The organism is Sphingobium sp. TomTYG65 (genome assembly GCF_055395525.1).
Genome location: NZ_AP027330.1, coordinates 353,739 through 366,681, shown reverse-complemented (window position 1 = coordinate 366,681; position 12,943 = coordinate 353,739). Strand labels below are relative to the sequence as shown.

13 protein-coding genes are annotated in these 12,943 nt (G+C 63.4%); 2 read left to right on the top strand and 11 right to left on the bottom strand.

Annotated elements, in window-relative coordinates; all coding sequences use genetic code 11:
* Positions 1 to 66: 66 nt before the first annotated feature.
* The 5 genes from ACZ5Y5_RS01900 to ACZ5Y5_RS01880 form a co-directional block, all read right to left on the bottom strand.
* A complete protein-coding gene (locus ACZ5Y5_RS01900; protein ID WP_464809529.1) occupies positions 67 to 1,563 on the bottom strand; it encodes a SulP family inorganic anion transporter in 1,497 nt (498 codons plus the stop codon).
* A gap of 3 nt (positions 1,564 to 1,566) precedes the next feature.
* The gene (locus ACZ5Y5_RS01895; RefSeq protein ID WP_464809528.1) at positions 1,567 to 2,265 is read right to left on the bottom strand and encodes a carbonic anhydrase; all 699 of its coding nucleotides are present in this window, start codon (positions 2,263 to 2,265) and stop codon (positions 1,567 to 1,569) included.
* 133 nt (positions 2,266 to 2,398) lie between these two features.
* The gene (locus ACZ5Y5_RS01890) at positions 2,399 to 3,109 is read right to left on the bottom strand and encodes a response regulator transcription factor (protein ID WP_464809527.1); all 711 of its coding nucleotides are present in this window, start codon (positions 3,107 to 3,109) and stop codon (positions 2,399 to 2,401) included.
* Entirely contained in the window at positions 3,106 to 3,543 is a 438-nt protein-coding gene (locus ACZ5Y5_RS01885) for a hypothetical protein (RefSeq protein WP_464809526.1), read from the bottom strand. The genes ACZ5Y5_RS01890 and ACZ5Y5_RS01885 overlap by 4 nt, the downstream gene beginning before the upstream one ends.
* A 77-nt stretch (positions 3,544 to 3,620) precedes the next feature.
* Positions 3,621 to 4,184 (bottom strand): hypothetical protein, encoded by a 564-nt coding sequence (locus tag ACZ5Y5_RS01880; RefSeq protein ID WP_464809525.1) that lies wholly within the window; start codon positions 4,182 to 4,184, stop codon positions 3,621 to 3,623.
* Between the two features lie 272 nt (positions 4,185 to 4,456).
* On the opposite strand from ACZ5Y5_RS01880, the gene ACZ5Y5_RS01875 reads away from it, so the two are divergent.
* Complete coding sequence (locus ACZ5Y5_RS01875; RefSeq protein ID WP_464809524.1) at positions 4,457 to 5,557, top strand: glycosyltransferase family 4 protein; 1,101 nt, start codon at positions 4,457 to 4,459, stop codon at positions 5,555 to 5,557.
* Positions 5,558 to 5,567: 10 nt separating this feature from the next.
* A complete protein-coding gene (locus ACZ5Y5_RS01870; protein ID WP_464809523.1) occupies positions 5,568 to 7,787 on the top strand; it encodes an amylo-alpha-1,6-glucosidase in 2,220 nt (739 codons plus the stop codon).
* Positions 7,788 to 7,819: 32 nt separating this feature from the next.
* Here ACZ5Y5_RS01870 and ACZ5Y5_RS01865 read toward each other — a convergent pair whose 3' ends face one another.
* From ACZ5Y5_RS01865 to ACZ5Y5_RS01840, 6 genes are read right to left on the bottom strand one after another with little or no spacing between them, the layout of a single operon-like run.
* Positions 7,820 to 8,002: a hypothetical protein gene (locus ACZ5Y5_RS01865; RefSeq protein ID WP_464809522.1), complete on the bottom strand. Its 183-nt coding sequence runs from the start codon at positions 8,000 to 8,002 to the stop codon at positions 7,820 to 7,822.
* Entirely contained in the window at positions 7,992 to 9,164 is a 1,173-nt protein-coding gene (locus ACZ5Y5_RS01860) for a glycosyltransferase (RefSeq protein ID WP_464809521.1), read from the bottom strand. The genes ACZ5Y5_RS01865 and ACZ5Y5_RS01860 overlap by 11 nt, the downstream gene beginning before the upstream one ends.
* A 3-nt stretch (positions 9,165 to 9,167) precedes the next feature.
* A complete protein-coding gene (locus ACZ5Y5_RS01855; RefSeq protein WP_464809520.1) occupies positions 9,168 to 9,671 on the bottom strand; it encodes a DUF2141 domain-containing protein in 504 nt (167 codons plus the stop codon).
* A complete protein-coding gene (locus tag ACZ5Y5_RS01850) occupies positions 9,668 to 10,615 on the bottom strand; it encodes a hypothetical protein (RefSeq protein ID WP_464809519.1) in 948 nt (315 codons plus the stop codon). The genes ACZ5Y5_RS01855 and ACZ5Y5_RS01850 overlap by 4 nt, the downstream gene beginning before the upstream one ends.
* Complete coding sequence (locus ACZ5Y5_RS01845) at positions 10,612 to 11,772, bottom strand: glycosyltransferase (protein WP_464809518.1); 1,161 nt, start codon at positions 11,770 to 11,772, stop codon at positions 10,612 to 10,614. The genes ACZ5Y5_RS01850 and ACZ5Y5_RS01845 overlap by 4 nt, the downstream gene beginning before the upstream one ends.
* Before the next feature lie 8 nt (positions 11,773 to 11,780).
* On the bottom strand, positions 11,781 to 12,539 hold the full coding sequence (locus ACZ5Y5_RS01840; RefSeq protein ID WP_464809517.1) for a DUF2334 domain-containing protein: 759 nt from the start codon (positions 12,537 to 12,539) through the stop codon (positions 11,781 to 11,783).
* Positions 12,540 to 12,943 lie beyond the last annotated feature (404 nt).

The window sequence follows — 12,943 nt, the reverse complement described above, 5'->3', positions numbered from 1 at the left end:
AAAAAAGAGCCGCCGCGCCATCGGGATTTGGCGCGGCGGCTCACGTCGCCTTAGAGGGGATGGGGATCAGGCGACGAGGTTACGCAACCTCCCGGCGGCACCGGACAGCTCAACGCTGACTCCCGTGCCGCGACGGCGATCGATCCACTCCCGGACCATTTCGGCGCAAGTATGGTCGATATGGGACAGCCGCTCGACATTCAGGATGACGGGGCGCTCGGCGGGAACGGACTCCAGCTTTGCCGACAATTTGGGCAGCGTCAGGAAGGTGGCGGTGCCATGCAGCGCCACTTCATGCGCGCCGTCCCGATGATCTTCGTCCAGACCCAGCCCCAGACGACGCGCGTGCGGCAGCAATTCGAGGAGCGACAGGCCGATGCCGACCAGCACGCCGGTCAGGAGATCGGTGGTCACCACCATGATCAGCGTCGCCGCCCACACCACGGCCGGCAGCGGGCCGTAGCGATGCAGCAGATGCTTCACATGATCGACACTGACCAGGCGGATGCCGGTCACGACAAGGATGCCCGCCAGGGCCGCCATGGGGATTTCACGCAGCAGCCAGGGAAGCAATGCGACGAAACCCAAAATCCAGATGCCGTGCAGGATGGTGGACAGCCGGGTCTTCGCGCCTGCCTGGACGTTGGCCGAACTGCGGACGATGACGCCGGTCATCGGCAGCGCACCGGCAAAGCCGCAGAGCAGGTTGCCGACGCCCTGCGCGCTCAACTCACGATTATAGTTGGTGCGCACGCCGTCATGCATGCGGTCAACCGCCGCCGCAGAGAGCAGCGTTTCGGCGCTGGCGATGAAGGCGATCGCCACAGCAGTGGTCAGGATGGCGGGGTTCATCAGCTGCTGAAGCAAGCCCTGTTCCGGCAGCGACACGGCGGCGACGATGGATTCCGGCACCACGACACGCGCGACGGACAGGCCGAGGATGAATGCGACGAGCGTCGCCAGCACCACGCCGACGAGAGCGCCCGGCAACAGCTTCATCGAAGCAGGCCGCAACTTTTCCCAGCCCAGCATGCCGCCGATGGTGACAAGACCCACCGCGAAGGCAGTTGCGGCGTCCTGGTTGCTGAGGCCGAAGATCTGGCCAGGCATCGCCAGCAGGTTCGCCAGACCGCTGGACAGCGGCTTGTCATCAAACAGCACATGGAACTGACCGACCACGATCAGCACGCCGATGCCCGCGAGCATGCCGTGGACCACCGCTGGTGAAATGGCGCGGAACCAGCCGCCTACCCTCAGCAATCCGGCGACGACCTGGATCGCGCCTGCCAGGATCAGGATGGGACCAAGGGCGGAAAGCCCCTGTTCCCGCACGATTTCGAAGACGATGACGGCAAGACCCGCCGCGGGGCCACTGACCTGCAGCGGCGAGCCAGCGAGCAGTCCGACGACGATGCCGCCGATGATGCCGGTGATCAGTCCCTTTTCCGGCGGCACGCCGGAGGCGACGGCGATGCCCATGCAAAGAGGCATCGCCACCAGGAACACGACGATGGATGCGGTGAAGTCGCGGCTGAACGTGCCGCCGGAAAGAGCCTTGAGCATGATTTACTCCGCCGCCTGGGCGTAAACCGCTTCAGCCGCGAGGCGGCGGCCATGGGGCAGCGCGATCGGCATGGGCTGGCCTTCACGCAGCGGCAGGAAGCGGCCGGTTTCGCCGTCAAGGCCGAGCACCTGTCCGGCGTGGATATCAACATACCAGCCATGCAGCGCGATTTCGCCGCGCGCGATGCCCGATGCCACCGACGGATGGGTCCGCAGATGAGCGAGTTGCGCGACCACATTTTCCAACGCCATGTTGCGCAGCTTTTCCGCGTCGGTGAGATCGTCGGGATAGCTTTCGCGGCAAACCTTCTGCGCGGCATGGCTGTGCCGCAACCAGGCCGCGACGTTCGGCATGTTGGTCAGGTCGGCATTGGTGGACAGCGCCTTCATCGCGCCGCAGTCGCTATGGCCGCACACGATGATGTCGCGCACGCCCAGCACCATCACCGCATATTCGACGGTGGAGGTGACGCCGCCATTCTGGGTGGCGTGGGGCGGGACGATGTTGCCGGCATTGCGGCAGACGAACAGGTCGCCGGGCTGCGCCTGCATGATATGTTCCGGCACGATGCGGGAATCGGCGCAGGAGATCATCAGCGCCTTAGGGCTCTGACCGTGGCTCGCCAGCTGATTGTAGAGCGCGCTCTCGTTCGGGAAGACATGCGTCTCGAAGCTGAACACGCGACCGATAAGCTCGTTCATGGCTTCTCTATCCTTCTTGATGTTTCTCGCCGGTCAGGAGGCAGACCGGCCTGATCATGAAGGATAGAAAGCTGCTTTTGCTGCGTCGCAGCGGATTTGTTAAATAGTATGTCTGCTTGGTTTTTTTCGGATTTCAGCGTCGTTCCACGACAGCGCTGAGCATATAACCCGCGCCGCGCACGGTGACGATCGGCGCCGGACGGCCGCCACGGCTGAGCTTTCGGCGCAGACGGCTGACAAGCACATCGACGCTCCTGTCGGACGAGGGAGCATCGCGAACGCCAGCCAATTCCATCAATCGCGCACGCGCAATCACCGTCTGCGCATGATCCAGCAACACGGCGAGCAGCGAAAATTCAGCGGCGGTGAGTTCGACAAGATCACCCTGATCGTCGGCCACCTCGCGCCGGGCGAAATCCACTCGCCAGCCGTCGAACTGGACCTCGCTGCGCGCACGCTGCCCTATGGCCCGTTCATTTCTGCCGCGCCGCAACACCGCGCGCAGCCGGGCGGCAAGCTCGCGGTTGGAATAGGGCTTGGCCATGTAATCGTCAGCGCCCAGTTCCAGTCCGACGACCCGATCGACTTCGCTGCTGTTCGCGCCGACCAGGATGATCGGCACGTCACTGCGCTCGCGCACGTCGCGGCACAGGTCCATGCCGTCCGGCCCGCGCAGCGCTGCATCCAGCACCAGCGCGCCGATCGGCATGGTCTTGATGGCATTCCATATGTCCGATGGCGAGGCGGCGGGCAGAGCGCGGAACCCGCTCTGCTCCAGATATTCGCGCACCTGATGGCGCAAATCCTGCTGTTCCTCGGCGATCAGGACCAGCGGTGGACTCATCCGCCCTTCACGGACAGGCTGTGAATTCCGTCAAGCTCGTTCAGCAGGACGGCGCGGTCCTGCTGCGCCACCGTCAGCGCCTCGGCCGAGCGAGCGCGTGAATAGCGGGCGATCTCGGCAGTCACCTGGCTGCGCGCGGCTTCGCAGGAACCCGCATGGCTACCCGCGATGGGCGCGAAACGATGGATCGGCTTGGCGACGGCGGAGAGCGAGCGGCCCTGCGTCGTTACGCCGCGATTGACGACAAGCTCAGCCTGCCAGCGGCAGACCGGGGTCGCGGGACGGCTGGCGAAGCGGGGTTCGACCTGCTGAAAGCGGACGGTCGAAACCGTTTCATAGCTTGCCTGATAGGCGTTTGAGGCGTGGCTGATGTCGGCGCTATGAACAGGGGCGGTGGCGGACAGAGCCGCGGCCGAAGCAATGATGAGCAACATGGGAAGATATCTCCTTCGCGTGCCAGTGCACTGCGAAGGCTCTAGGCGCGGCAAATGTCTCCGAAATTTGCCGGATGTTACAAATTATTGCTGCAGCTCATTGAGGCATGCCGGTGCATTGCCGCCATGGGCAACGCCGGCAGCATTTGAACGTCGCCTGCAATATGGTCCAGCAAGGCAGATAGCCAGGCAGCGTCCGCCGCAGCCCGATGGCGTTCAGGGTGCCGGACATCGGCATAGGCGACGGCGGAGGCGATGCGGCTTTCGCCCGCGCCATGTTCGTTGAGCAACATCGACACATGATCGATCATGAAAGGCGCCTGCTCTCCGGCAGCATGGGCGAGCGTTTCGAGCCAATATTGATCGATGATGCTGTCGGCGACCGCCCGGCGGCCTTCCATTGCAGCAACCAGCCGGTCGAGCACGGCCTCTACTGGCAATCCCTCGCGATACAGCCTGTCTCGCGCGATGCCGTGCAACGCCTGGGCTTCGGCAGTCCAATCCCACCCCGCCCAGCTTTCATGGGGACGGATGAGCCAGCTCTGGCTTCTGCCATCTGCGGCAATTCCCACCTCGATCGGGAAGGATCGTCCGTGCCGGGGGAGGCATGACGCTTCGAAATCGATCGCCACGACGGTCAAGGCATTCTCCTGTCAGTCACGGCCGTTGTCCGCCCCCTACCCGGACGTCCAGCCAGTTCGTGGCCGTCTATGCCCATCGACTATGTCACTTCAAAGTCAGGGTCCGATGAAAGGACATGAGACGCTCCGCTCGGGCGATGGGCGGGGCTTTGCGTCGAATTATCTCGGCAAGAGGCAAATGCATGCAACCCGATCATCATTTGCGTTTTTAACCCACGTCAGTCGCGCCCCGTGGCGATGGCTACGGTCTCAATGCTCATGAGGATCGCTGCATGAAAATCGCTCAAATTGCCCCTCTGGCCGAAAGCGTGCCGCCCAAACTCTATGGCGGCACCGAACGCATCGTGTCCTATCTGACCGAGGCGTTGGTGGATCAGGGGCATGACGTAACATTGTTCGCCAGCGGGGATTCCGTGACGCGCGCAGAGTTGGTGCCGGTCACGGAAATGGCGCTGCGGCTCAATCCGAACGTGAAAGATCCCATTCCCTACCATGTGATGCTGCTGGAGGCCGTCCGCCGGCGTGCGGATGAGTTCGACGCTCTGCATTTCCATGTCGATCTGATCCACATGCCGATGTTCCAGGATATTGCCGGCCGCTGCATCACGACTTTGCACGGGCGGCTCGACTTGCCCGATCTTCCGGCCTTCTACCGCACCTTCCCACACCACAGCCTGGTATCCATTTCCGATCACCAGCGCCTGCCCATGCCGCCGGTGAATTGGGCGGGCACGGTCTATCATGGCCTGCCGTCAAACCTGCTGCCGCCCCGGATCGGCGGGGATGAGGGTTATCTCGCCTTCCTCGGGCGCATTTCGCCGGAAAAGCGGCCCGACCGCGCGATCCGCATCGCCGCTCGCTCAGGCAAGCCGCTCAAGATCGCGGCGAAGATCGACAATGTGGATCGGGAATATTGGGAGAGAGAGATAGCCCCTCTCGTCAATCTCTATCCCAACATCGACTTCATCGGCGAAATCAACGAGGCGCAGAAGGCTGAGTTCCTGGGCGGCGCCAGCGCCCTGCTCTTCCCGATCGACTGGCCCGAACCGTTTGGCCTGGTGATGATAGAGGCGATGGCCTGCGCCACTCCGACCATTGCCTTCCGCTGCGGATCGGTGCCCGAAGTGATCGACCATGGCGTTTCGGGCTTCATCGTCGATAGCGAAGACCAGGCCGTCGAAGCGGTAGCGCGTCTGGGCGATCTCGACCGTCGCCGGGTGCGCGCCGCCTTTGACGCACGCTTCACGGCAGACCGGATGGCGGCCGATTATGTCGGGCTCTATCATGCTCTGCCCGGCGCGCGCACCGATGCCGCGCGGCTACGCCGGGAGCGCGGAGCGGAAGCAGAGCTGCATCTTCAAGTCGTCGGATAAGGAGAGTCGCATGACGGCGAGCCAGTTGAAGCCAGAAGCCCTGGCTACCGAACCGGCAAAGTCCCTGTCCCAGCAGCAGACCCAATTCTTCATCCCCGCAACGGCGTCCCTGCATGAGCGCCGCCCGCGGACGTTGAAGCATGGGGACAGCTTTGCCGTCTTCGATCACAGCGGAGATGCTATCGCCGGGCCGGGCAGTCCCGAGGGGCTTTATCACCGCGACACGCGGCATTTGTCGCACCTCTATCTGACGATCAACGGCTTGCGCCCCATCCTGCTGAGTTCAGCATTGCGCGACGACAATGCGATGCTGACCTGCGACCTGACCAATCCCGATTTTTCAGGGGATGATGGCCGGGTGGCTGTGGAGCATGACCTCATCCACCTACGGCGCACCCGCTTTCTCTGGGAAAGCGCGATCCATGAACGGATCACCATCCGCAATTTCGATACGGAGCCCCGGACGGTCACGGTCAATATCAGCTTTGCCGCCGATTTTGCCGACCTGTTCGAAATTCGCGGCATGACCCGCCTGCGCAAGGGTGAGATGAAGGCGCCGGTCATCGGCGCAACCGATGTGCTGCTGGCCTATGAAGGCCGCGACGCCCTTACGCGCGAAACTCACCTCTGCTTCGATCCCCAGCCGCAGGAACTGACCGACAGTCAGGCGACGTTCGAAGTCACCATTCCGCCGGGCGAGCGGCGCACGCTCTATATGCGCGCCGCTTGCGAGCGTATCGACCTTCAGCCCGGCCCCTTCTCGCGCCAGTTCCTGAAGGCGCTGCGCGAGTCCATGCAGTCGCTCAAGCAAGCGCGGGCGCGGGCCGCGACGGTACGATCGTCCAATCCCCTGTTCGACGAAGTGACGCGGCGGTCGGTGGCGGACATCACCATGCTGTCGACCGACACGGAATATGGGCCCTACCCTTATGCGGGCATCCCCTGGTTCAGCACCGTCTTTGGCCGCGACGCCATTATCACGGCGTTGGAGACGCTTTGGCTTGACCCCGCGATCAGCCGGGGCGTGCTGGGCTATCTGGCAAAACATCAGGCAACTGAATTTGACCCAGCCGCCGACGCCGAACCGGGCAAGATTCTGCACGAAGTCCGCCATGGCGAGATGGCCGAGCTGGGGGAAGTCCCCTTCCGTCATTATTATGGCAGCATCGATTCGACGCCTTTGTTCGTCATGCTGGCGGGCGCCTATCTTGAACGGACCGGCGACACCGCCTTCCTGTCCAGCCTTCTGCCGCACATCGATGCGGCGCTGCGCTGGATCGACGAACATGGCGACCGGGACGGCGACGGCTTCGTCGAATATGGGCGGCTGACGGATCAGGGGCTCGCCAATCAGGGCTGGAAGGACAGCCATGATTCCGTCTTCCACGCCGACGGGTCGATCGCACGCGGACCGATCGCGCTCGCAGAGGTGCAAGCCTATGTCTATGGCGCATGGCGAGCGGCCGAAGCGATCCACTGCGCACTGGGAGACGCTGCGCGCGGCCTGGACTTCGGCGCGCGGGCGGATCGTTTCCGCGACCTGTTCGACGCAGCTTTCTTCGACGCGCAACTGGGCACCTATGTCCTGGCGCTCGACGGAGAAAAACGGCCCTGCCGGGTGCGCTCGTCCAATGCGGGCCATGTGCTCTTCACCGGCCTTGCGCTGGAGAAACGGGCAGAGCCTGTCGTCCGCACGCTGATGGCGCCGGCCTCCTTCTCCGGCTGGGGGGTGCGCACCATTGCGTCGACAGAAGCCCGCTATAATCCGATGAGCTACCATAATGGTTCAATCTGGCCTCACGACAATGCGCTCATCGCGGCGGGCTTCTCGCGCTATGGCTTCCGGCAGGAGGCGGCGAAGATTTTCGAAGGACTCTTCGCGGCGGCTACCTATGTCGATCTCATGCGCCTGCCCGAACTCTTCTGCGGCTTCCCGCGCCGCAGGGCTCAGGGGCCGACCTTCTACCCCGTAGCCTGCAGTCCGCAGGCATGGTCGGCGGCCGCGCCGCTGTCCCTGGTCCAGTCCAGCCTTGGCATCGGCTTCGATGTCGCGGCGGCGGAAATCTCGCTGTGTGAACCGGCCCTGCCCCGCTTTCTCGACGAATTGCGGCTCTATGGGCTACGCGTCGGGGATGCGTCGGTGGATATCGCCTTCGACCGCATGGGCGACAAGGTGGTGGTAAAGCCGCTCGACCGAACGGGTTCGGCACGGGTGGTGACGATCGCCTGAGGGCGATCGTCACCTGCAGATGCTTCCCCGATCTAACGCCGCAGCATCCACCACAGCAAGGCGGCGATGGGCGACCAGCTGTCGCTGACGGAACAATGCCGCAAACCACAAGGATGTGCTCGCCCCTTGGGCGGCAGACGGCGGGCGTGGGCAGCCTTGCGAGGTTCATCGAACGCGGCAGGCGACGCGATCTGAACATGCGTTCTAGGCGACATGGCGTTGTCCCTCCGCAAGATCCGAATATATGGAAAAGAGGCGGCTGAAATGATCGTCCATCGTCACCACCGACGCAGCAGCTTCGCTGGCATGACGGTGCTGAGCCTGGCGGTCGCCAGTGGCAAAGGCTGTTATCGCCGCTGCAAGGCTGTCGGCCTGGCAGGCTTTATAGAGGAGCCCGCCAGACGCGCGCGCCTGATCGGACGCGCCCCCTTGATCGGGCAGGATAAGCGGGACGCCGCTCGCACGGGCCTCAGCGGCCACCATGCAGAAGGTTTCCGCCTCGCAACCATGGATCAGGGCGTCGGCGCTGGCGAACAGTTCGGCCAGCATGGCCCGGTCGCGAATAGGCGCAAGCAACTGGATATGTGGATTGTTCGCGGCCGCGCGGCGCACCCTTGCCCGATCGCGGCCGTCGCCGACCAGCACCAGCCCGATCGGACTACTATATCCAGCGGAGGCCACCGCATCGATTACCATCGGCCAGCGCTTTTCCGGCGCATGACGCCCGATGCCCAGCAGCAACGTCGCGTCCACGCCCAAGCCGCAGCGCTCCAGCAGACGCGCGCGTAGCGCTTCATTGCGCAGCGCCGGGCTGAAACAGCCGGGCTCCACCCCCATGGGCAGCGTCGCCACCCGCTGCAATCCGCCCTCGACCAGCCGCCGCGACAAGCTGTCGCTGGCGCTGACCACCAGATCGAAGCTTTCGTCCAGCCGCCGCAAGTGCCGCCAGAACCAGTCGAACCCCCGATCGATCGCTTCGCGACTGAGTACCGGCCCGAACCAGCGATAGGCATAAGCGGAGAGCGGGTCCGCATGCATGATCAGCGAACGTGGCGCACCTCCTCGCCAGCGCGCGACCATTGCCGCGCTGGCCCAGGGTGAAGACGCTTCGACCAGATCCGGCTGGAGCCGGTCGAGCATGGCGTGAAGCGACTGTTCGTCGTGGAAATAGGAATAGCGGCGGTCGAGCGGGAAGCGGCGGGCGGGCATCATGACGATCCTGCCTCCATTGGCCTCCTGCACCTGCTCACTGTCCGACGGTGCGAGGATGATGACTTCATGGCCCGCCATCGCGCCCGCACGCAGCTTGCGCTCGACATAGGTCTTCACCCCGCCGCCGCTGGGCGAATAAAAGGCGCAGACATCAACGATCCGCATCCGTCATCTCCCCAAGGGGCCGAAGGACAACAGCCCCCGGCGATAATTGACGATGATGGTGATGTGAGCGAGGCCTGTGCCAACCTCGGCACTCGCGGCTCGCGCCCTGGGCTTCGACAGGCCGAGTCTGGGATTGCCAGGAAAGCCGACGCCATCGACGGACAGCGCGAACCGGCGATTGGCGTCGCGGTCATGGAGCAGGCTGAGCGCATAGCTTCCCGGCGCAGGCGCGCGGATGCACAGCTCCACCGGCCCGGATGCGGGCACCGGCACTTCGACGCGGCGGAAAACCTTGCCTCGCGAGATGAGGACATTGTCGTCGGCCAGAAAATCCGTGTCGTCTGCTGGATATAATTCCAGCTTCAACCGGCCCTTGCGATCCTTCAGTCCAGCCACATCGACCAGGAAGGCCGGTCCCTTCTCATTCGGACGACATTGGCCCTCCGCCTTCCCGAGATCAGGCGTGGATGGAATGGCGGCTACCGCCAACATGAGCAGCGCGATCATCGTGAACGCCCCTCCCGCAGCAGTTCCGCAACACCCAGGCCGATGCCCAGGCACAGATGCACGGCCAGCGTCAGCGACGCCATCAGCGCCATGGCCGACACGATGTCATTGTCGCGGCCGATCAGGAAGGCAGCCATGCCCGCGAACACGACATCCTTGTTCGGCAGGAATGGCAGGCGCGAAATCAGTTGCCGCAAGGTGCCCAGCAATATCCACCAGCTCAGCGCGACCGCAGGCAGCAGCATGTGCCACATGAAAGCGGAGAGGATGATCTTCACGGCGACGCGCAGGAAATGGATGCCCGCGACAATCCACAGCTCCTGCCGCGGCAATGTGAACAGCCGCCGCCGCAACAGCATCGGAACCATCGACGTCGCCACCACGAACAGGATCGATCCGGCCACTTCCCAACGATCGAGCCCGGCATCCACCGCCCCCAGCAACGGCAATGCGATCGCCACCATGATCAGCGTCACGGCATTGCCGACCAGCGCCGAAAGAATCGCGACATCCTTGATCGCCCCAAAGGGCGCGGTGGTGATCCTGCTGCTGCGCCGGGCCCAGGCATAGAAATAGACTTCGCCGAGATAGCCCAGCAGAATCTCGTTGCTCACCAGCTTGCGGAGCAGCGCCACGAAACCTTCCGCCGGGATGGACCAGAGACGGCGGAAGATGATCCATTCCGCGAACGGTCCAACGAGATAATTGAGGCCGAACAGCAGCCAGAAGATCAGCGATCCCGGCATCAGTGCCCACAGGCTGCGGGGATTGAGATCGCGGAACTGCGCCAGCGCCACGACCAGGATCAGCGCGGACACCAGAGGACCGGCCCACCGGGTCCAGTTTCGCCCGGTCTGGATGAGAGGCGCAGGATCGAAGTGATCAGCGTCCAGCGAAGGCGCAGCGGAAGACGGCAGGATGCCGGTAGAAGTGTCGCTTGTCATGTCGTGCTCGTCATGGTGAAGCGGGTGGGCTGGCGCAGGCTGGGGGCAGCCTGCAGGCTTGCGAATGTGTCGAGATAGCGGCCGGAGACATGTTCCAGCGTGAAGCATCGCGCTTGGGTTAGGCTCGCGGCAGGGTCCTGGACCAGCGCGCCTGCCCCCGCGATCGCCTGAGCGAAAGCGCCGACATCTCCTGTCGGCACCAGTCGGCCGAGCGCACCGTCACGCAGAACAGAGTGCATCGCGCGGCTGCAGTCGGTCGCGATGATCGGCACGCCTGCCGCAAGCGCTTCCAATATCACCGCCGGAACGCCCTCAAAATCCGAGGAGAGCAGCAATATATCCCCCGCTCGCAGCGTCGCCGCGGCATCCGGGACATGCCCCGCGAACACGACCCGTTCCGCAATGCCAAGATGTCCCGCCAGCGCGGTGAGCGCTCGCCGCTCCGTCCCTTCGCCCACGATCAACAGCCGGTCATCGGCCCCTGCGCCGGCAGCGAAGGCGTGCAGCATCAAAGGATAATTTTTCTGCCGCGCCAGACGGCCGATCGCGATGAACCGGCGTCCAGATCCATATCGCTCCACGGCCCCCGACCCAGCCGCACGCAATCTTTCGATCTTATCATGGGACAGGGCCGGCGACGGGATCACGCTGATACCGCCGCGAGGCCGGATGAAAGAGGCGATTTCTTGCTCCACATCCGGAGCCATCGCCACAAAATGGTCGATGAACCGCCCTTGGATCAGCAGCCAGAGGCGGTAGAGCAGGCGTGTTGGCCACCACATGGCGCGCCGCTCCAGATCGTTGCTGATCTTCGCGAGCACCGGCGGGCACGCCCGGCCCAGCAGCAATTTCATCGCGACGGCGACGACGGCATAACTGTTGCCAGCGCAAAACAGAATGTCCGGTCGCAAGCGGCGGATCAGGGCCGGCAAGGTGACGATCATCCACAGCGTTTCGAAGCGGGCGACCGAAAAACGCGGTGGGCGAGGCACATGGCAGGCGAGGCCGGAGCCTAGCTCATGCCGCATCGCTCCATCCGTGCGCCCTATGAACAACGGTGCGTCGACGCCTTGCGCGCGCCATTGCCGTACCAGCCGAAGCGCGGTCCGTTCGACTCCGCCCGGCTCGAAGCTGTGCAAAAAGGTGAGGATGCGCATGCCTCGCCTCAGTGATCCAACAGCGCATCGTAGCGCGCAGGCATATGGGTGTGCGCCAACCGGCGCAGGACCCTGTCGATGCTGGCGGTCAGAGCGGGCACATGGGCGTCTCCCGGATGAACGGCGACACGCGCGACGGGCGCATGCCGCAGCACAGGCGGCAGCAGCCGGGCGGCGACCAGTGATGACGCGATCCGCGTCCTGCTGCGGCTCGCCCATGTGATCACGGGGCCGCGCGCCAGCACACGGCCCGACGGTGGATGCCACACCTTCATATGATCTTCCGCCAGCGCGAAATGCGTCTTTGCCAGCGCACGAAGCGCAGGCTCGCCGTAGAGCCAGGCTGGCGCCACGAAGCCCGCGACCGGTCGCCCGGTAATCTGCTGGATCAGGTCGCGCGCATCATCCATGCGCTGCGCCGCCGTCACCTCGTCCAGCCCAAGAAACTCCCCTTCCCCGGCCGTCATATAGCGCGCCTTAAAACGGGTACTGGCACGGCTATGCACCGCCATATCCTTGTGGAACCAGCCATGCGCGAACATGGTGACGCCTAGATCCGCCCATGCTCGCAAGCGGCTCGCAAAGGACGAGTTGGCTTCTATCGGATGACGGCCCCAATGATCGGGCACGACCAGCATCGCGAGATGGCGCGGTTCAACATGGGGAGAAACGTGCTCGACCAGCCGATCGACCTCCGTCTCGAAACATGGACCAACATCGTGAATCGAGAGGAGAAGCTTTTTCACGGGAAGGCCGGTGCCGATCATGACTGTGGAATTATGATCGCCCTATTCCCGCTTGTCATGACGGGTTTATTACAAGGAATTAATCCCGGCCAACTGAGTGGATGTAACCATTCACCCTGTTCACTATAATGAACAATAAACATCCGCGTTGGACTGTCATACAATATTCACTTCATCTCTATCGAAAGAAATAGAATTAGGCTGATCATTTCGCTGGCATGCATGGCAAGAGAAAGGCGCCACCTCTTGCCTCTTGAAATTTTTGATAATCTGCGTGCGTCAAGACGTTTCCACCTTTCACCGTTTCTGACCCCACCCAGTCACGGGACAGCATATCCTGCTGCACCCTATCATCATCAATGTATTTCCGAAGGGGTAGTGAAAGTAGATATTAAAAAATCATCCGTTGCCGCCAGAACAACGCG

What these genes read in the sequence shown, in the direction of transcription:
- ACZ5Y5_RS01895 (WP_464809528.1), bottom strand. Translation starts at nt 2,265, where the DNA reads ATGAACGAGCTTATCGGTCGCGTGTTCAGCTTCGAGACGCATGTCTTC.
- ACZ5Y5_RS01860 (WP_464809521.1), bottom strand. Translation starts at nt 9,164, where the DNA reads ATGCGGATCGTTGATGTCTGCGCCTTTTATTCGCCCAGCGGCGGCGGG.
- ACZ5Y5_RS01890 (WP_464809527.1), bottom strand. Translation starts at nt 3,109, where the DNA reads ATGAGTCCACCGCTGGTCCTGATCGCCGAGGAACAGCAGGATTTGCGC.
- ACZ5Y5_RS01855 (WP_464809520.1), bottom strand. Translation starts at nt 9,671, where the DNA reads ATGATCGCGCTGCTCATGTTGGCGGTAGCCGCCATTCCATCCACGCCT.
- ACZ5Y5_RS01865 (WP_464809522.1), bottom strand. Translation starts at nt 8,002, where the DNA reads ATGTCGCCTAGAACGCATGTTCAGATCGCGTCGCCTGCCGCGTTCGAT.
- ACZ5Y5_RS01870 (WP_464809523.1), top strand. Translation starts at nt 5,568, where the DNA reads ATGACGGCGAGCCAGTTGAAGCCAGAAGCCCTGGCTACCGAACCGGCA.
- ACZ5Y5_RS01850 (WP_464809519.1), bottom strand. Translation starts at nt 10,615, where the DNA reads ATGACAAGCGACACTTCTACCGGCATCCTGCCGTCTTCCGCTGCGCCT.
- ACZ5Y5_RS01875 (WP_464809524.1), top strand. Translation starts at nt 4,457, where the DNA reads ATGAAAATCGCTCAAATTGCCCCTCTGGCCGAAAGCGTGCCGCCCAAA.
- ACZ5Y5_RS01840 (WP_464809517.1), bottom strand. Translation starts at nt 12,539, where the DNA reads ATGATCGGCACCGGCCTTCCCGTGAAAAAGCTTCTCCTCTCGATTCAC.
- ACZ5Y5_RS01885 (WP_464809526.1), bottom strand. Translation starts at nt 3,543, where the DNA reads ATGTTGCTCATCATTGCTTCGGCCGCGGCTCTGTCCGCCACCGCCCCT.
- ACZ5Y5_RS01845 (WP_464809518.1), bottom strand. Translation starts at nt 11,772, where the DNA reads ATGCGCATCCTCACCTTTTTGCACAGCTTCGAGCCGGGCGGAGTCGAA.
- ACZ5Y5_RS01900 (WP_464809529.1), bottom strand. Translation starts at nt 1,563, where the DNA reads ATGCTCAAGGCTCTTTCCGGCGGCACGTTCAGCCGCGACTTCACCGCA.